Source organism: Daejeonella sp. (assembly GCF_044232565.1).
Taxonomy (GTDB): Bacteria; Bacteroidota; Bacteroidia; order Sphingobacteriales; family Sphingobacteriaceae; genus Daejeonella.
In genome coordinates this window covers 1-19,748 of sequence record NZ_JBIILQ010000022.1, presented here as the reverse complement: position 1 = coordinate 19,748, position 19,748 = coordinate 1, and the positions used below count along the sequence as shown (strand labels likewise).

The window sequence follows — 19,748 nt, the reverse complement described above, 5'->3', positions numbered from 1 at the left end:
AAAAAGTAACACTCTACATTTTGCCTATGCTTAATCCTGATGGAGCTGAAGTATTTACCAGGAGAAATGCGATGGAAATAGATATCAATAGAGACTTTCATAAACAACAGAGCCCCGAAGCTAAAATTCTACGTCAATTAAGAGATAAAATCAATCCTGATTTCGGCTTTAACCTTCATGATCAGAGTGTTTTATGGTCGGTAGCTGAGACAAATAATCCCGCAACCATTTCCTTATTAGCGCCTGCATACGATCGAGAACTCAGCATAAATACCATAAGAAAAAAGGCAATGCAAGTTATATCTGTAATAAAAAAAGGTATTCAAAATGATATTTCGGGGCATATTGCTCGGTTCGACGATGAATTTGAACCCAGAGCATTTGGAGATAATTTCCAAGACGCAGGTACGAGCACCATCCTGATTGAAGCAGGTGGATTCAGAAATGATCCTGAAAAGCAATATATCCGTAAGATTTATTTAAAATCTATACTTTCAGGCTTAATAAGCATAGCAGATGAAACATATTTGTCTGAAAATTTAGAAGATTATTTTTCAATACCAGAAAATAAAAAAAATCACCTTCAGTTTTTATTAAAGAATTGTAAGCTTACGCGTAACGGGATAAGTTATTTGGCAGATATTGGACTCATTGCACAAGAAAAAATCAATCCGAACCTCACTTCAGTCACCTATACCTATTTATTAAGTGATTTAGGTGATTTAACTGGCTTTAATGCATACGTTGAAATTGATTGCGAGCATTATAAAACAATTGAAATTAGGCAATTGAAGATAGATGAGCCTGTCGATTTAATCGTTCAAAATGGAAATAATATACTTCTAACCATTGAGAATGGAAGATTAACAAATTTAAATGAATAGATTAGGCAATAATTCGTCCGTTTTTATTTTTCAAATAATTTACAATAATAACTAGCAAAACAGCTTTTCACCATGGCTTTAAATTATATCTGGATTGGTTTCTTTGTAATTTCTTTTCTTGTCGCATTAGTCAAACTCATTGTTTTTGGTGATACAAGTATTTTCAATAATGTGGTTAATGGCATGTTCGACAGCGCAAAAACTGGAGCTGAAATATCTATCGGCTTAGTTGGAATAATGACCTTCTGGCTAGGAATTATGAAAATAGGCGAAAAAGCTGGCATGATCACACTTTTTGCACGCGGTGTCAATCCTTTTTTCAGTAAATTATTTCCTGAAGTGCCTAAAAATCATCCTGCAAATGGATCAATAATCATGAATTTTTCGGCAAATATGCTAGGCCTTGATAATGCTGCAACTCCTGTAGGCTTAAAAGCGATGCAGGAATTGCAAGAAATAAATCCTAAGAAAGATACCGCAAGTAATGCGCAAATTATGTTCCTCGTTTTAAATACTGCGGGCATAACATTAATACCAACTGGAGTTATTGCACTAAGAATGGCAAACGGTGCAGCAAATCCAGCAGATGTGTTTATTCCATGCTTAATTGGGACTTTTATATCCTTCTTAGCTGGAATGATAGCTGTAGCTATCTATCAAAAAATCAACCTTTTTCAGCTTCCCATCCTTATCTTTTTCGGCGGGTTTATAGCCATCATGTCAGGACTCTATTTTTGGCTAGGTTCACTCCCTCCTGATCAAATTCAGGTTTATGCCGGACTTATGGGCGGGGTGATTATTTTTTCAATTATCACACTTTTTATCGTTTATGGAGCATCCAAAAAAGTGAATGTTTATGAGTCATTTATTGATGGTGCCAAAGAAGGATTCAGTACTTCAATAATGATTGTGCCCTTTCTAATTGCCATATTAGTCGCCATAAGTGCCTTTCGTACAACAGGTTGTATGGATTATATTGTGAATTCAATTGGCTCTGTTGTGGCAATATTTGGACTTGACACTTCATTTGTTCCTGCCTTACCCGTTGGACTTATGAAAACTTTGAGTGGTGGTGGTGCCAGAGGTTTAATGGTAGATGTAATGAAAACTTATGGAGCTGATTCCTTTCAAGGAAGATTATCTAGCATCATTCAAGGTAGCTCAGAAACCACTTTTTATGTTCTTGCAGTATATTTTGGCTCTGTGGGAATAACAAAACCAAGGTATGCTATTATATGTGGGTTAATTGCTGATTTCGTGGGACTTATAGCAGCTATATTTCTTGCGTACATATTCTTTGGACATACCATTAAATAAAGTATTTTAACAAGATTGAAAAATCCAGAGATTAAATTCAGGGTTTTTCTATACGTATCATATTAGAATAGCCACGTGCAATTAGTCGCTTTTTAGAAGGTAACCAAATTTCACATTGAAGATTAATAATCTGGCGACCTAATTTAACAACACTCGTGTGAGCTTCTATGATATCTCCCTCCATTGCAGGGGCGAAATAATCGATGTAATTGTTTATTGTTGTAAATGGATGACTTAAATCCATACTGAAAATAGTCGCTCCAATAATATCATCAATTATTCCAGCAGACACACCACCGTGAAGCATTCCCATGGGATTAGTCATATCTTTACGAACAGTAAATTCACATTTTAAGGATCCATAAGAAACATCCTTGATAATTGGCTTCAACCAATGAGAAAATGGCGAAGGACTATCAAAAGTCTTTTTATCAATAAATTGCTTCATTTGGTCTAAGCGACTGTTTGTCTTTTCCATCATATCATTTGAAGTTATTTTAAAATTATTAATTATAAAACATACTCAGAGTCTAGTTCATTATGTGAATTCATTTTTTTCTTAGAAAAAATAAGTCCCAACATCATAATAAACCCAGAACCTAGAATTACAAAGGACAAAACCCCCTCATTAAATTTATCTGTGGTAAGATTAGAGGGAATACTATAAAAGAGAATAATTGTAATTAAACCCCGTGGAGCAATAAAAAGTTCAGGAAAGATATTAGTTTTAGATATAAATCGTAAAAATACATATCTAATAATTAAAATCATCAAAATTACAAGACTTCCAGTTAGCATTACAGGCTCCAAAATAATTAATGAGATATTAATACTATAGCCAAATAAAAGGAAAAAGAAAGTTCGAATAAGAAATGCTAACTCTGCAGTCATTGTTTTAAGTTCAATATTTACCTCTAAAAGTTTCGCCGGATGAAGATATTTCTTCAACCAACCTTTTAAATAAGGCTCTGCATTATTAAGCACCAATCCGAATACCAGAATAAAAAACAAAGAAGGCAGATGCAATTGTTTTGATAAAGAATAAACAAGAATTAATATAGACAAGATTAAAAATACCTTAATATGTCCCTTAAGAAATTTAAACAAAAGAAGTACCAAAAGTGTGCAGACAACGGAAATAATACTTATTAGTATAAGATTTCCAAAAAAAGTGCCAATAGTAACTATTGAAAGTAATTCTTCAGAAATCACATAATTAAAGAGCATAATCCCAATGATATCAGAAAAACTTGATTCATAAATGATAAAATCTTTCTTATTGGCTTCTAGTTTATTAACACTTGGAATGGCAATTGCACTGCTAATTACACCCATAGCTACTGCATATGGCAATGATTGCTTAAAAGACATATCAAGTGTATAACCAAGAATTATAGCAATAGCCACGGTGGTTGAAAATAGCATTAGAGTTGCTGCTAATAAAGATTTCTTAATTATTTGTCGTTTATCAATGGTAATTTTGAGATCTAAAGAGCCCTCTAAAACGATCAATATTAAACCCATTACCCCTAAAATTTCAAGAACCGTTCTAGATACAGGAAAATCAAACTGAATAAAGTCAGCGCCAATTTTAAATAAAATCCCCGAAATAATTAAAAGTATAACAGATGGGACTTTTAATCGGTCAGCGATAATATTAAAAAAGTAGGATAAGATCACTAGCACTGAAAACGCAATCAATATGTAATAAGTATCAAAAATCATTCAGCTTATTAATTAATTTGATTCACAAAAATAGTTAAACCGATCGATGAATATGGATTATAATTCATTCCAATGTATTTGAATTATTTAATATTCGATCATTACAAATAATTAGATTTGAGTATAAATATTTACTAATGAAAAAAAACTATTCAAATTACCTTTTAGGCATCCTATTCATTTTGCTTTTAAGTTCATTTTCTACAGCAGAAAACAGGTGTTCTAGAAAGGATTTGCCAATAAACAATACGAATAAAAAGAACAAATCCTTAAAAATTTGTGTCATATCTGACCTAAATTCAAGCTATGGATCCATAAATTATAGCGATGAAGTAAAATCAGTTATCGGTCAATTAAATCAAATTAAACCCGACATCATTTTATGCGGTGGAGACATGGTAGCAGGGCAAAAATCTTCATTATCTGAAGATAACATTAATGCAATGTGGGACAGCTTTAAGAGCACAGTTCTTAATCCAATAAATAAACTAAACATCCCCTTTGGATTTACTTTGGGAAACCATGATGCCTCCCCTTCTTACTTAACAGATCGTAAACTGTCGCAAAAATTTTGGACTGAAAATAAAGAAGCAAGTGGTTTAAATTTTGTGGATTCAAGTCATTACCCATTTTATTACAGTTATATTAAAAATAATGTTCTTTTTATAAGTTGGGATGCAGCAGGTGCTAAAATAAATAAGGAAGTATATCAGTGGATGGAAACACAACTATCCTCAAAGCAGGCTAAAAAAGCACGATTAAGAATACTAATTGGGCATTTACCGTTATATGCCATTGTAGACAGTAAAAACAAAGTGGGAGAAGTAAACGAAGACCCAGAAACTGCATTGAAATTTTTCAAAAAACATAAAATTGATCTTTACATTAGTGGTCACCAGCACGCTTTTTACCCTGCTATAAAAGAGGGAATTCGTTTTTTAAATGCAGGTTGCATTGGTGACGGACCAAGAAAATTGATAGGAAATACGAATGAGGCACTTAAAACCTATTCTATTATTGAAATTCCAAAGCGTAGATCCTTGAATTTTACCTATAAAACCTACATGGCTTTAAATAATAGTGAAATAAATCTTAATGCCCTACCTGATTCAGTTCAAGGTTTTAATGGCACCTCATTCAAAGACACTCAATAATATAAAAACATAGCAAGGAGATTAACTATTTCAATCAGTTCAAAATTATTGGCATCATTATTATCTTTCTAAAGAAATGTTAATGAATCGTAAGAAATTAGTTGAAATCACGTTAAAAAAGCAGACCCTATTCCTAAATCCTTAACTTGCACCTACTAATTAATTAACCTAAAATGAAAGAAGTTTATATTATATCAGCAGTAAGAACGCCCATAGGTAGTTTCGGTGGATCTTTGTCTTCGCTTAGCGCTAGTCAGCTAGGAGCAATGGCAATAAAAGCAGCTGTTGAACGTGCAGGTATTGAAACTGGGCAAGTTCAGGAGGTTTACATGGGAAATGTTTTATCTGCAAACATCGGACAAGCACCAGCCACACAGGCAGCCAAATTTGCTGGTTTACCTGATGTTCCTGCTACAACAATAAATAAAGTTTGTGCTTCGGGTACAAAAGCAATTATGCTAGCTGCTCAAAGTATCGCTTTAGGGCAAAACGATATAGTGATAGCTGGTGGTATGGAAAGTATGAGTAATGTTCCTTATTACCTTGATAAAGCAAGAAATGGCTATCGCTTGGGTGATGGCAAGATAATCGATGGTTTAGTAAAAGATGGACTTTGGGATGTATATAACGACTATCACATGGGTTCGGCAGCCGAATTATGTGCCAGCGAATGTAAAATCAGTCGCGAAGACCAAGACAACTATGCTATAGAATCCTATAAAAGATCGCAGGCCGCACAAAGCGCTGGTAAATTCAAAAATGAAATTGTAGCTATAGAAATTAAAGATAGAAAAGGTGATATAATTTCAATTGCAGACGATGAAGAAGTAAATGCTGTAAAATTTGATAAGATTCCATCTTTGAAAACGGTATTTAAAAAAGATGGGACTGTTACTGCTGCTAATGCATCCACTTTAAATGATGGTGCGGCAGCTTTAGTATTAATGAGTAAGGAAAAAGCAAATGAGCTTGGTTTAAAACCTTTGGCACGTATCATTTCTTATGCTGATGCACAACAAGCCCCTGAATGGTTTACTACTAGTCCTTCAAAAGCCATACCCATTGCTTTAAAACGTGCTGGATTAATATCTGATGACGTAGATTATTTTGAGATTAATGAAGCATTTTCTGTTGTTTCATTGGCAAATAACCAGATATTAAACCTTAATCCATCTAAAGTAAACATAAATGGAGGGGCAGTATCCATGGGACACCCACTAGGTGCTTCTGGAGCTAGAATAGTTGTTACACTAATTAATGTACTTCAACAAAACAAGGCCAAAATTGGCTTAGCTGCAATTTGCAACGGTGGTGGAGGCGCAAGCGCTCTAATAATTGAAAACCTACAATAATAATTCATGAAGCAATTCATACTGATTATTGGCCTTTTATTTTTTGTTAACACAAAAGTAGAAGGCCAAGCTTTAGATAATTCCGGTAGACAAAAACTAATAGCACTTCAAGATAGCCTTCAAGAAATTAGTTTCAATATGATTAATGATAGCATTGAACCCCAAAGGTATAATGCAAGTTATAAACTGATCAAAACTTTAGTATCGGCGCTAAAAATTCCATTTTCATACCAATTCCCATTCGATGCATTAAAAAGCATCTCCATACAAAATGCTCCAGATCAGAAATTTAGAATTTTAACTTGGCATGTAATGAACGATGATGGAAGTTATAGATATTATGGAACCATTCAAATGAATACTCCTAATGGGCAGCTTGAAATGTTTCCTTTAGTCGATTATAGTTCATCGTTAAAGAATGCTGCCGACAGCATTTATAGCAATGACAAGTGGTATGGTGCACAATATTACAAGGTAATACCGGTATTAAAAAACGCAGAAAACCCATATTATGTGCTACTTGGATGGAAGGGACATACGATACAATCAACTAAAAAATTAATTGAAATATTGCATTTTAAGGATGGGAAGGCCTACTTTGGAATGCCTGTATTTGATGATGATCCAGACAATATGGGTAAAAAACGAATCATTTTCGAATATGACAGAAGAGCGAGTATGTTTTTAAACTATAATGCTAGCGAGAATAGCATTGTTTTCGATCATTTAGCTCCACCAGACCCCAAATTAAAAGGTAAATATGAACTTTACGGACCAGATTTCTCATATGACGGGTTTAAACTTTTAAATGGAAGATGGAAGTTTATATCCGATTTGGAATTAAAAAATAATCCTACAGATCAAGATGATAATTTCAATGATCCAAAAAAGATGAAAGATCTATAATATTCAGTTTTAAAATTTAAATATACTTATGGTGATACAGCTTGCATCATTAATCCGCAAATATAGGCTCCATAGGTTCCAATAAAATAACCAAAAACTGCCAATAAAACTCCAATTGGAGCAAGAGAAGGGTGAAATGCACTAGCTATTACAGGAGCTGATGCTGGCCCACCAATATTTGCCATACTTCCAACAGCTAAGAAGAAAAATGGTGTTTTAGTAAACTTTGCAACTATAAAAATTACTATAATATGAATCAATATCCAAACTAAGCCAACTATAAGAACACCTGGCTTATTTAAAATTGACATAATATTCATTTGCATTCCAATAGTAGTAATTAGAACATATAGCAAAACACTACCTATTCTTGAGGCACCGGCACCTTCCAAGTTCCTCAACTTAGTAAAAGATAATAACATGCCTAAGGTTGTGGCTATAATTACAAGCCAGAAAAATCCAGAAGTTAAGCTAAAGGTGCTTAGATATGGTGCGTTTTGAGTAATCCAAGGGGCAATATTATCAGCACCAAAGTGAGCAATCCCCGTTACTCCAAAAGCTATTGCTAAAATTAGAATAATATCTTCCATTTTAGGAATCCTCATAATACCAAGCTGATAAGCTTCAATTTTATCTTTTATTTCCGTTACAGACTGATCGTCGGCTTTTAAGAATCTATTAATTGCTAAATTTCTGCTCGCACCGAAAAGCAATAAGGCCATCCATAAGTAAGAAATAAATACATCTAAAGCCACCATTGCAGAAAATAAATCCGGGCTAGGCTTAAATATCTCATACATCGCAGCTTGATTTGCACCTCCCCCAATCCAAGTACCCGCAACTGTACTCAAACCTCTCCAAATAGCCTCTGGTCCTACCCCACCAACAATTTCAGGTGCAAAAAGAGAAACTAGAAAAACAGCCGCCGGACCACCAAGCATAATGCTTATAGAAGCAGTAATAAACATCAAACCTGCCTTTTTACGTAATTTCCAAATTTCCCTCAAATCAAGACTTAGAGTAAAAAGCACTAAACTTGCAGGAAGTAAATATCTTGAGGCGATAGAATAAAGTACTGATTCTGAACCTGATATAATCCCTGTAGAATTTAATAATCCAGGCAAGAAATAACAAAGTAATATTGGTGGAATAAATTTATATAGATTCTTAAAAATAATGTGATTACTTTGTGAAGTCCAAAATACCAAACCAAGAATACTCATTAGTATTCCGAGAACAACAGCATCATTTGTTATAAGGGCAGTTTGAACAGTCATTTTTATTTATTTAAGAATATATAAAGCATCAATTTTAGTAAAAATTAATTATAATTGAACTTTTTAATATACCAAACACTAAAAAAAATAAAAATTTAAAACCAATTACCTACTAATATGGAATTACAACAAAAATCATTGATTGGCCATCCACTTGGTCTTTTCATTTTATTCTTCACAGAAATGTGGGAGCGCTTCAGTTATTATGGAATGCGCGTGCTATTTGTTTTATATCTAACGGCTTCACTTGCCGACGGTGGACAAGCCTGGAGTAGAGCTGATGCAAGTATGCTCTATGGGTGGTATACGGGTTTGGTTTATATTACTCCAATTATTGGGGGGCTCATAGCTGATAAGCTCTGGGGCTATAAAAAAGCTATTTTAATTGGAGCTATTTTAATGACTATAGGTCATGTTGTTTTGGCTGTTGATGCCATTCCTGCATTTTATTTAGGTTGTGCTTTTTTAATTATTGGCAATGGTTTCTTTAAACCAAATATTTCATCCATGGTGGGTCAGCTTTATCCTGATGGAAGTTTATTAAAAGATTCTGCCTACACCATTTTCTATATGGGTATTAATACAGGAGCTTTCTTAGGAATTTTATTATGTGGTTACATTGGCGAGTCGGTTGGATGGCATTATGGTTTCGGTTTAGCTGGAATCTTTATGTTTTTAGGTTTGATTCAATTTTGGTTTGCTCGTAAGTTTTTCGGGGAAATTGGAGAAAGACCCTTGAAAAAGACTGAAGCAGAAAACTTAGCGATTAGCAATGAGCCCCTATCAAAAATTGATCGTGATCGTTTAATTGTAATTGGTGTCTTCTCATTTTTCACAATCTTTTTCTGGTTAGCTTTTGAACAAGCTGGATCATCAATGAATTTATATGCCAGAGATTATACCGATAGAACTTTAAGTCCCGGATTTGCCGCAAACACCTTCAAAATCATCAATACAATCATAACTGTTGTTCCATTGGCGGTTCTAACCTGGCTTTGGGTAAATATGGCTTCAAGAATTGGAAAAACATATCGCATTACAGTTCTTGCAATGGGCTTAAGTGTTGTAACGATGTGGTCTCTAGCTATTTGGATGCTGAACAGACAGTTTAATGATCAGGCATTAGAAATTCCTGCATCTTGGTTTCAAACCTTAAATTCATTGTTCATCATCCTTCTCGCACCAGTATTTTCTGCCTTATGGATGAAGCTCTCTTCGAGTAAATTCAGTCCTTCAGGTCCCGTAAAATTTGCTTTAGGTTTACTTTTGGTTGCTGTGGGTTTCGGAGCCTTAGTTTTTGGATCTTTAGCAATACCAAATGGTGCTAAATTGGCTCAAGTGAGTATTATTTGGTTATGTTTAGCCTATTTATTCCATACCATGGGTGAGCTTTGTGTTTCTCCTGTCGGATTATCTTATATCAGTAAATTATCCCCGAAAAAATATGTTGGATTAATGTTTGGTATATGGTTTGGTGCTACAGCACTCGCTAATTATATTGGCGGATTTATGGCAAGCTTCATGGATTCAATTGCAGAAACATCCTCATTATCTGGCTTCTTTACCATATTTGTTGTAGCCACTGGAGCTGCAGGTATTGTTTTAATACTACTTAAGAATATTTTAAAGAAAAAAATGCATGGAATTGAATAGAAAACAAATAAATCATTTTTAATATTTTTTATGTCCAATAGCCTTGTTATAATTCCAACTTACAATGAGAAAGAGAACATCGAAAATATTATTCGAAAGGTTTTCTCACTTCCTGATGTTTTTCAGATTCTAATTGTTGATGATGGGTCACCTGATGGCACCGCTGATATTGTAAAAAAGCTGCAGGCAGAATATCAAGATTTACTTCATATTGAGGAACGTAAGGGTAAGCTTGGTTTAGGAACTGCTTATATCCATGGCTTTAAATGGGCTCTAGAGCGTCATTATGACTATATTTTTGAGATGGATGCTGATTTTTCTCATAATCCTGAAGATCTAATAAAATTGAAAATTGCCTGCATAGATGGTGCTGATTTATCCATTGGATCTAGGTACATCAAAGGAGTTAATGTGGTAAACTGGCCAATGAGTAGGGTTTTAATGTCCTATTTCGCATCAGTTTATGTAAGATTTATTACAAGAATCTCCATTCAAGATGCAACGGCAGGATTTAAGTGTTATAAACGTATTGTTTTAGAAACTATCCCGCTAAATAAAATAAGATTTATCGGCTATGCCTTTCAAATTGAAATGAAATTTACCGCTATAAAGTATGGCTTTGAGGTGGTTGAAGTACCCATTATCTTTACCGACCGAACGGAAGGAACCTCAAAAATGAGTACTAAAATATTCCGAGAAGCATTTTTAGGGGTCATTCAAATTAAACTAAGTAGCTTTTTTAGAAATTATTCCAGAAAGATAGATTCTTGATACTAAGAAGCAATTTTTATCTTTATACACTTATTTAACTTTGTCAAAAAATGAACGAAAACTTAGATCCCGCAGAAGAAAATCTTTCACCCGTAGAAAGGGAGATAGAAAAAGTGCTGCGCCCACAAGTTTTTGAAGATTTTACAGGACAGCATAAAATTTTAGCTAATCTGCGAATTTTTGTTCAAGCCGCTAAACTTAGAGGTGAAGCACTTGACCACGTGCTTTTACATGGACCTCCGGGACTAGGAAAGACTACCTTATCGCATATTATTGCGAATGAAATGGGAGTTAATATTCGTATTACTTCAGGACCAGTTTTGGATAAGCCAGGAGATCTAGCTGGCTTATTGACTAATTTAGAAGAAGGGGACATTCTTTTCATTGATGAAATACACCGTTTAAGTCCGCTGGTTGAAGAATATCTCTATTCTGCAATGGAAGACTTCAAGATAGATATCATGCTTGAGACGGGCCCTAATGCACGCTCTGTTCAAATTTCATTAAACGCATTCACACTGGTTGGAGCTACAACACGGTCAGGATTACTTACTGCTCCTCTCAGAGCTCGTTTTGGTATTAATAGTCGCTTAGAGTATTATGATGCAAAACTATTAACCACCATTGTTTTAAGATCAGCAGAAATCCTTAAAACTGAAATATCAGAAGAAGGAGCCTATGAAATTGCCCGCAGGAGTCGCGGAACTCCTCGTATTGCCAATGCTCTCTTGCGTCGTACACGTGATTTTGCCCAAATAAAAGGTACTGGTCAGATAGACACCGAAATAGCTAAATATGCCTTAAACGCATTAAATGTGGATGAGCATGGTCTGGATGAAATGGATAATAAAATCCTTATAACCATCATCGACAAATTTAAGGGTGGCCCTGTGGGATTAAAAACCATTGCCACAGCCGTTGGTGAGGAAGAAGGCACAATTGAGGAAGTTTATGAACCTTTCTTAATCCAAGAAGGATATATCATGCGTACGTCCAGAGGAAGAGAGTGTACTGAAATTGCATATAAACATCTCGGGCGAGTAAAATCTGGGCAAACTGGTAAGTTGTTTTAGGAATCTAGATAGGAGATATGAGATGTGAGACAATAGACATTAGACGCTAGGCAATAGTTATGAGACACTATATATGAGATTGGGTTTTCGTCTCAAATCACAAATCTCGTATCTCGTATCTCATATCTCATATCTCATATCTCATTTTAATAAAATAGCAAGCCTTCAAATCAAATGTTTTAATTTGCTAGAAGCTACCTTTGTAAAAAAATGACTAGTTATAGCACAAAATATAGCCAATTGATAAAAACAGAGGCCAATCGCTTAGGTTTTATGGCTTGTGGTATTTCAAAAGCAGTTTTTTTGGAGGAAGAGGCTCCACGACTTGAGAATTGGCTCCAAAATAATCATCATGGCGAAATGAGTTATATGGAAAATCATTTCGATAAACGCCTCGATCCTCGTAAACTAGTTGATGGCGCTAAATCGGTTGTTTCTTTAGCTCTCAATTATTATACAGATCAAAAACAAGAGGATTCTAAGGCTCCAAAAATCAGCAAATACGCCTTTGGAGATGATTATCATAAAGTCATTAAGGAGAAACTAATAAGATTAATTGAATTCATCCGTCAAGAAATTGGCGAGGTAAATGGCCGGTCCTTTGTTGATTCGGCACCTGTTCTCGACAAAGTATGGGCAAAAAGGGCTGGTTTGGGATGGATTGGCAAAAACTCAAATCTAATCAATAAAAAAGCTGGTTCATTTTTCTTTTTGGCTGAATTAATCATTGATTTAGAACTAGATTATGATGAAGAACCTAGCAAAGATTATTGCGGAACATGTACCAAATGTATTGATGCCTGCCCTACTGATGCAATCATAGCTCCTTATGTGGTTGATGGGAGTCGATGTATTTCATATCTCAGCATAGAGCTAAAAAATGAAATTCCGAAAGAGTTTAAAGGAAAAATGGATAATTGGATGTTCGGCTGCGATATTTGCCAAGATGTTTGTCCTTGGAATAAATTTTCCATTCTCCACACAGAACCTAGCTTTAACCCACATGAAGGAATTTTAGACTTATCCCAAAAAGAATGGCAAGAAATTACAGAAGAAACCTTTAAGAAAGTATTTAAAAATTCGGCTGTTAAGCGTACTAAATATGCCGGTTTGAAGAAAAACATTGATTTTTTATATTCAAATGAGTAAAAAATGAAAAACACAATAATTGGCATCTTTTTCTTTATTCCATTTTTTTGTTTCAGTCAAAATTTAAAAATTAAAAAGCGTCCATTAAATGCTTTATCTGGATCTGAATTCTCAAAAAGTATTCGAGATACAAGTATGAGTCTGGATGAACGAGAAAAGATAATTTTAAAAGAAATCAAGACAGGAAACATTCCCGATTTTTATCGGAAAATAGTAGAAATTAGAGATACTTTATTAATTAATAATAATCAGCATACAATTAGATATTACGTAATCCCCGATTTTCTGGCTATTGGAAATGAAAGCGATTATTTTTATTGCCCTATGCGACCTCAATTAGCCCAAAAATTAGCTAAATATTTAAAAAGCAGTCTGCCGACACGTAAAATTTCAAATCAAATTCACCAAAATGCAAGCGTAAAAATGCTGCCACAACCAATTCCTCCATCCAAGGAAATGGTTACAATTCCAGTTTTTGAAAAACATAATTTAATGGTTCAAGAACAAAGGAAAAGTAGCTTTAAACAATTTCCAAACGGGAGTCTGGTGTCAGGAAATAAAAAGGATGTGGTGATTTCCAATAAAATAGTCAATGAAAAAGGCCTTATTCGAGTAGTAATCTATGGATGGCATGAGCCGGATGGAAAAGTAATTCAGCCATTATACAACGGACATTCGACTATCCACGTAGACTATAGCCACGGAATAAGATTAGTTCTGAACAAAGTTTGGGTTGATGAAAAAAAAACTACTATTCAAAGAGTTCTGAAATCTGAAATTTTGCATCCGCTTTTAAGCGATGAAGGGGTAATTAGTAATCCGTACTACCCAATTGGGTTTTAATAGTGTTGTTTGCCTAAGAAACCTAAGTGACAACAGACAACTGATAACCGTCAACTGATAACCGTCAACCGATAACAGTCAACTGATAACCGTCAACTGATAACTAACAACTGATAACCGTCAACTGATAACAGACAACTGATAACTAACAACTCCTACCTACTTCCCAAATTTCATCTTCAGCTGCTCTAGCATATCTGTATTAAGGGGCTTTGCTTCTTCCTTAGGTTTTTGAGAATTAAGGGGTTCTGGTCGAGCGGCGGCATTTGCAGCTTGCCTTTCATTACGCAATTGCTCTTTCTTGGCATTCATGCGGTTCCAGATCTTCTCCAAACATTTTTTGGTATAAAGTGGGAAATCACCATTAAGCATCCAGTTGTAATAACTAGGTTCAGACTGAAAAACATCTTCTACAGCCCTTCCCTTATGCTTTCCAAAATTAATTACTTCCACGCCATCTTCATTATAAACCATTCTGGCAGCAAAATCTACCGGTTTATTAAGATTTGTAAATTTATGCAGAGCCTCTATATTATTCTGAACAGGCTTAGTAACAACCCCTTTTTTATCCTCCCAGTCCATATTTTCATACTTCTCGATCTGCGCTTTTAAAACCTCATAGGTAGCTTTAATATCCGCTTCAGCTGAGTGAGCATTTTCAATATTTTTACCACAATAGAACTGGTAGGCAGCCTTTAATGTACGCTGTTCCATTTGATGGAAAATATTCTGAACATCCACAAATTGTCTGTTGTCAATATCAAAATCAATTCCATTGCGTAAAAACTCTTCCATTAATACAGGAATATCAAAGCGATTAGAATTATAACCTGCAAGGTCACAATCGTCTAAAAATCTGGCTAAGTCTTCACCTACCTGTTTAAATGTTGGAGCATGTTTAATATCCTCATCGTAGATACCGTGGATCAAAGATGACTCAAGTGGAATAGGAATAACTGGATTAATTCGCAATGTTTTAACATCTTCAGTGCCATCCGGCAAGGCTTTCAAAATTGATATTTCAACGATACGATCAGAAGCAACGTTTACACCAGTAGTTTCTAAATCAAAGAAAGCAAGAGGACGTTTTAAATTTAATTTCATATAATTAACTAAAGATTATAATTCCCAAAAGTATCCCAATTACCATAATGAGATACATTAATATTTCTGTGCTGGCAAAGCGTTTATATTTCATCCAGAATGTGTAATCGCCTTTGTTGTTGCTCATAAAAACCTGGTGTATCAATATTTTATAAAATTACTGAATATAATAGAGAATTTTTATGGATTTGGTGATAATTCACAATTGGAATGTTTTGAGCAAGTAATAAGGAGCAAAGAGTAAGTACAATGAAGAAATTTAGTATCTAGACTAAGCACAAGAAAAAGGTGGTATGGTCAAAAAACCAACCACAGGAACGCTCATATCCATAGTCTCATATCTAATGTCTCACATCTAATATCTCACATATAATTACTAAATACTAACTACTACCTACTAAGACTTCAACACCCTTTGAATCTCATCCAATTTCATCAAGGCTTCAACTGGAGTTAGTGTATTTACTTCAAGATTGTTCAACATATCTCTAATTTTGAGTAAAACTGGATCATCTATGGAGAACATTTGTAATTGATAGGCCTGTTTTTGAACCTTTTTAAGGCTATCTTTAATATCTTCACCACCAGTTCGTTCCTGCTCAAGCCGTTTAAGAATTTCATTTGCACGAGCAACTAATTTTTGGGGCATTCCAGCCATTTTTGCGACATGAATTCCAAAACTATGCTCACTTCCACCTGGGACCAGCTTTCGGAGAAAAATAACCTTATTAGAGAGCTCCTTAACTGAAACATTAAAGTTCTTAATACGGCTGAATGAATTGGTTAGCTCATTTAATTCATGATAATGTGTAGCAAACAAGGTTTTAGCTTGCGCCGTTGGGTGATTATGAAGAAATTCAGCAATTGACCAAGCGATAGATATACCATCATAGGTGCTTGTCCCGCGACCGATTTCATCCATTAAAATCAAGCTTCTTGGCGATAAATTATTTAAAATACTCGCTGTTTCATTCATCTCAACCATGAAAGTTGATTCACCGGTACTTAGGTTATCTGATGCACCAACACGCGTAAAAATTTTGTCAACAATTCCTATCAGGGCCTCTTTAGCTGGAACAAAACAACCCATTTGTGCCATTAAAACAATCAATCCGGTTTGTCTCAGCAAAGCCGATTTACCCGACATGTTTGGTCCGGTGATAATAATAATTTGCTGAGTATCACTATCCAAAAACACATCATTTGTAATGTATTCTTCACCTGGGGGAAGGTTTTTCTCAATTACAGGGTGCCTTCCACCTTTAATATCAATTAGGCTGCTTTCATCAATTATTGGCTTGACATAATAATTTTTAATGGCCAAAGTGGCAAAATTAAGAAGAACATCAAGCTGCGCAACTAATTGAGCATTAAGCTGAATCGGTTTAATAAATTCCGATAAAGCGTAAGTTAGCTCATTGTAAAGTCGAGTTTCAAGGACCAATATTTTTTCTTCGGCACCAAGAATTTGTTCTTCATACTCCTTTAGTTCAGGTGTAATGTATCGCTCAGCGTTAACTAGAGTTTGTTTCCTGAGCCAATCTGCAGGAACTTTATCTTTATGAGTATGTGTTACTTCTAAATAATAACCAAAAACATTGTTAAAGGCCACTTTTAATGAGGGAATGCCGGTAATTTCAGCTTCCCGCTTTTGTATTTCCAAAAGATATCCTTTTCCTCCAAAGGCAATTTTTCTTAATCGATCGAGCTCCTCATCTACCCCATCAGCAATCACATTACCCTTAATAATCAGAACTGGAGGATCTGGATTTAACTCCTTTTCAATCTTTTCACGAATAAGTAAACATGGGTTTAACCGTTCTGCAATCATTTTTAAAGCGTAATTATCAGCATTTTGACAAAGATCTTTCAAATTGAAGATGGCATATAAAGCACGTTTCAACTGCATCACTTCCCTTGGATTAGCCTTTTGAAGCCCAATTTTAGAGATTAGCCTTTCCAGATCACCGATCTGTTTCAATTCATACAAAAGTTTTTCACGCAGATCGTCTTGATTCATTAAAAACTCAACTACATCAAGTCGCTCCTGAATAGGTTTTAACTCTTTTAGTGGCATAATTATCCAGCGACGAAGTAAACGAGCCCCCATAGGTGAACAGGTTTGATCCAAAACATCAACCAGACTAACTGCATTTTCGTTGGAAGAACCAATTAACTCTAAATTTCGAATCGTAAATCGGTCGAGCCACATATAGCGATCTTCTTCAATTCTAGCTATTGAAGAAATATGTTGAAGATTGCGATGTTCTGTTTCATTTAAATAATGAAGTGCCACACCTGCCGCAGTAATGGCCAATGGGAATTTATCTATGCCGAAGCCTTTTAATGATTTCACTTCAAAATGCTTCAACAGAAACTCAGCAGCATAATCGCCACTGTAAGCCCAGTCATCGAGGTGATACGTATAAAAGCGATCACCAAAGGTTTCTGTAAAATCTCGCTGTCTGCTCTTTTGAAAAATTACTTCACTAGGCTTAAAACTTTGAAGAAGCTTGTCAATATAGTCTGCATTTCCTTGTGCAACTAAAAATTCACCAGTTGAAATATCAATAAATGCAATTCCGAAGGAATTCTTTTCAAAATAAAGAGATGCTAAATAATTATTTCTGTTCTGCTGAATAATATGATCACTATATGAAACCCCTGGCGTTACAAGCTCGGTAACACCGCGTTTAACAATAGTTTTAGTCGTTTTAGGGTCCTCTAATTGATCACAAATAGCAACACGCTGTCCCGCTCTTACCAATTTTGGTAGATAAGTATCTAAAGAATGATGCGGAAAACCAGCCAATTCGATATGTGTACCAGAACCATTTCCACGTTTGGTAAGCACAATTCCGAGAATTCCAGATGCTTTTACAGCGTCTTCCCCAAATGTTTCATAAAAATCACCAACACGAAATAAAAGCAATGCACCAGGGTATTTAGCCTTGATTGTATTGTACTGCAGCATTAAAGGGGTTTCCTTCTGTTCAACCTTCTTCGACAAATCTTTAAATTTTAAAAGAATAAAGTTAATGGATTAAAAGTTTATTAGAAGATTTGTTGATAACTGTTAAAATGGTGGGAAATTTTTCTAAACAGCAGAATAAATTTATGATGTTTTAATTCATTTCTTTAAAATTATCGTAAAACTTATTCCAATAATCTATCTTTGATCTGTGTTAAAAAATACCCTCAATATATACAAAAAAGCCTTTTCAGGATTAAGTAAAGAGAATTGGTATTTAGCTCTTGTTATGCTTATTAACCGTAGCGGGACTATGGTTATTCCCTTTCTAACCATTTATTGTACTCAAAAATTAAACTTCAGCATAGTACAAGCGGGTACGGTAATGGCCTTATTCGGACTAGGCTCTGTGTTTGGTGCGTTTATAGGTGGTAAAATCACAGATAAGATTGGATTTTACTATTTGCAGGTTGGCGCATTAATTACCGGAGGACTTATGTTCATTTCTCTCGCCTTCCTTGAAACTTTTATGAGTCTGTCTATTGGAACATTTATTTTAAGCATGTGTAATGAAGGTTTCAGACCTGCAAATTCTTCCGCAGTAGCACATTATAGTACAGAAAAAACTCGTACACGTTCCTATTCTTTAAATAGAATGGCTATAAACCTAGGTTGGTCTTTTGGTGGAGCAATAGGAGGATTTTTGGCATCCATAGATTACCATTTATTATTTTTTGTGGATGGCTTCACCAATATACTTGCTGCCATTATTCTTATAAAATTATTGCCCCCTATAAAAAAAGTAAAAACTGATTCAGAAAAACAAGATAATCCAATAATTAAATCAGCCTACCGAGATAAATTATATCTTGCATTCATTATATTGAGTACTTTATTCGCGTCTTGTTTTTTTCAATTATTTACCTTTCAACCTCTTTTCTATAAATCTGAATGGAACTTGAGTGAACAATTTATTGGAGGTTTAATGGCCATGAATGGCTTACTCATTGTTGGTTTTGAAATGCTTTTAATTAATAAAATTGATGGGAAAAAACCTCCCTTATATTTTATTGGAATTGGCACCATTATAACAGGTTTTGCCTTTGCATTATTAGATATTCTTCCAGCTCTAGCCATGGTTGCTATTATTTCAACCATTTTCATCTCTTTTGGTGAAATGTTCTCCATGCCCTTTATGAATACTTTTTGGACCAGCAGGTCTAACGATAAAAATCGTGGAGAATATGCCGCTCTTTATACCATTTCTTGGTCGGTAGCCCAAATAATTAGTCCGCTATATGGCTCATTTCTAGTTAATTATGGAGGCTACTCACTCTATTGGTGGACAATCAGTGCCATTTGTATGATAACAGCTGCTGGATTCTTTTTATTAAACTATTTAACTCAAAAGAAATTTCAACGAATTGAATAAATATCCATAACATTCACACAATAATTCGTTTGATGTCGATAAACTTCTCCGGGACGAAGGATAGTAGAGGGAAAATCTGGAATATGAACCGCGTTACAATGATGTTGTGTTTCAAAACAAAAACTAGTAAAAGGCTC

16 protein-coding genes and 1 pseudogene are annotated in these 19,748 nt (G+C 34.8%); 11 read left to right on the top strand and 6 right to left on the bottom strand.

Annotated features, from left to right (window positions below):
- Both ACILQF_RS02540 and ACILQF_RS02535 read left to right on the top strand, forming a co-directional pair.
- Positions 1 to 884: M14 family zinc carboxypeptidase (locus tag ACILQF_RS02540; protein ID WP_395625843.1), on the top strand; the 884-nt coding region annotated here is incomplete at its 5' end.
- A 72-nt stretch (positions 885 to 956) separates the two neighbouring features.
- Positions 957 to 2,201: a nucleoside recognition domain-containing protein gene (locus tag ACILQF_RS02535; RefSeq protein WP_395625842.1), complete on the top strand. Its 1,245-nt coding sequence runs from the start codon at positions 957 to 959 to the stop codon at positions 2,199 to 2,201.
- Positions 2,202 to 2,238: 37 nt separating this feature from the next.
- On the opposite strand, the gene ACILQF_RS02530 is transcribed toward ACILQF_RS02535, so the two are convergent.
- Both ACILQF_RS02530 and ACILQF_RS02525 read right to left on the bottom strand, forming a co-directional pair.
- Positions 2,239 to 2,682, bottom strand: a complete 444-nt coding sequence (locus ACILQF_RS02530) for a PaaI family thioesterase (RefSeq protein ID WP_395625841.1) — start codon at positions 2,680 to 2,682, stop codon at positions 2,239 to 2,241.
- 29 nt (positions 2,683 to 2,711) lie between these two features.
- Positions 2,712 to 3,926, bottom strand: a complete 1,215-nt coding sequence (locus tag ACILQF_RS02525) for a cation:proton antiporter (RefSeq protein WP_395625840.1) — start codon at positions 3,924 to 3,926, stop codon at positions 2,712 to 2,714.
- A 137-nt stretch (positions 3,927 to 4,063) separates the two neighbouring features.
- Here ACILQF_RS02525 and ACILQF_RS02520 point away from each other — a divergent pair, with 137 nt between their 5' ends.
- From ACILQF_RS02520 to ACILQF_RS02510, 3 genes are all read left to right on the top strand, one after another.
- Positions 4,064 to 5,080 (top strand): metallophosphoesterase family protein, encoded by a 1,017-nt coding sequence (locus ACILQF_RS02520; protein WP_395625839.1) that lies wholly within the window; start codon positions 4,064 to 4,066, stop codon positions 5,078 to 5,080.
- A gap of 173 nt (positions 5,081 to 5,253) precedes the next feature.
- Positions 5,254 to 6,432 (top strand): acetyl-CoA C-acyltransferase, encoded by a 1,179-nt coding sequence (locus tag ACILQF_RS02515; protein WP_395625838.1) that lies wholly within the window; start codon positions 5,254 to 5,256, stop codon positions 6,430 to 6,432.
- Positions 6,433 to 6,438: 6 nt separating this feature from the next.
- Entirely contained in the window at positions 6,439 to 7,338 is a 900-nt protein-coding gene (locus ACILQF_RS02510) for a hypothetical protein (protein WP_395625837.1), read from the top strand.
- Between the two features lie 26 nt (positions 7,339 to 7,364).
- Here ACILQF_RS02510 and ACILQF_RS02505 read toward each other — a convergent pair whose 3' ends face one another.
- Positions 7,365 to 8,615, bottom strand: coding sequence for a DUF819 domain-containing protein (locus ACILQF_RS02505; RefSeq protein ID WP_395625836.1), 1,251 nt, complete (start codon positions 8,613 to 8,615; stop codon positions 7,365 to 7,367).
- Positions 8,616 to 8,732: 117 nt separating this feature from the next.
- On the opposite strand from ACILQF_RS02505, the gene ACILQF_RS02500 reads away from it, so the two are divergent.
- The 5 genes from ACILQF_RS02500 (at position 8,733) to ACILQF_RS02480 (ending at position 14,104) form a co-directional block, all read left to right on the top strand.
- Positions 8,733 to 10,268: a peptide MFS transporter gene (locus ACILQF_RS02500; RefSeq protein ID WP_395625835.1), complete on the top strand. Its 1,536-nt coding sequence runs from the start codon at positions 8,733 to 8,735 to the stop codon at positions 10,266 to 10,268.
- A gap of 30 nt (positions 10,269 to 10,298) precedes the next feature.
- A complete protein-coding gene (locus tag ACILQF_RS02495) occupies positions 10,299 to 11,039 on the top strand; it encodes a polyprenol monophosphomannose synthase (RefSeq protein WP_395625834.1) in 741 nt (246 codons plus the stop codon).
- A gap of 50 nt (positions 11,040 to 11,089) precedes the next feature.
- Positions 11,090 to 12,112, top strand: coding sequence for a Holliday junction branch migration DNA helicase RuvB (ruvB, locus tag ACILQF_RS02490; RefSeq protein ID WP_395625833.1), 1,023 nt, complete (start codon positions 11,090 to 11,092; stop codon positions 12,110 to 12,112).
- 210 nt (positions 12,113 to 12,322) lie between these two features.
- Positions 12,323 to 13,261: a tRNA epoxyqueuosine(34) reductase QueG gene (gene queG, locus ACILQF_RS02485; RefSeq protein ID WP_395625832.1), complete on the top strand. Its 939-nt coding sequence runs from the start codon at positions 12,323 to 12,325 to the stop codon at positions 13,259 to 13,261.
- 3 nt (positions 13,262 to 13,264) lie between these two features.
- Positions 13,265 to 14,104, top strand: coding sequence for a hypothetical protein (locus ACILQF_RS02480; protein ID WP_395625831.1), 840 nt, complete (start codon positions 13,265 to 13,267; stop codon positions 14,102 to 14,104).
- Between the two features lie 159 nt (positions 14,105 to 14,263).
- On the opposite strand, the gene ACILQF_RS02475 is transcribed toward ACILQF_RS02480, so the two are convergent.
- Entirely contained in the window at positions 14,264 to 15,208 is a 945-nt protein-coding gene (locus tag ACILQF_RS02475; RefSeq protein ID WP_395625830.1) for an exonuclease domain-containing protein, read from the bottom strand.
- A 397-nt stretch (positions 15,209 to 15,605) separates the two neighbouring features.
- A complete protein-coding gene (mutS, locus tag ACILQF_RS02470; RefSeq protein ID WP_395625844.1) occupies positions 15,606 to 18,182 on the bottom strand; it encodes a DNA mismatch repair protein MutS in 2,577 nt (858 codons plus the stop codon).
- Positions 18,183 to 18,390: 208 nt separating this feature from the next.
- Between mutS and ACILQF_RS02465 the strand changes: the two genes are divergently transcribed.
- Entirely contained in the window at positions 18,391 to 19,611 is a 1,221-nt protein-coding gene (locus ACILQF_RS02465; protein WP_395625829.1) for an MDR family MFS transporter, read from the top strand.
- Here the strand turns inward: ACILQF_RS02465 and ACILQF_RS02460 are convergent.
- Positions 19,596 to 19,748: pseudogene (locus ACILQF_RS02460) on the bottom strand (hypothetical protein); the annotation flags it as partial. The gene ACILQF_RS02465 and the pseudogene ACILQF_RS02460 overlap by 16 nt on opposite strands.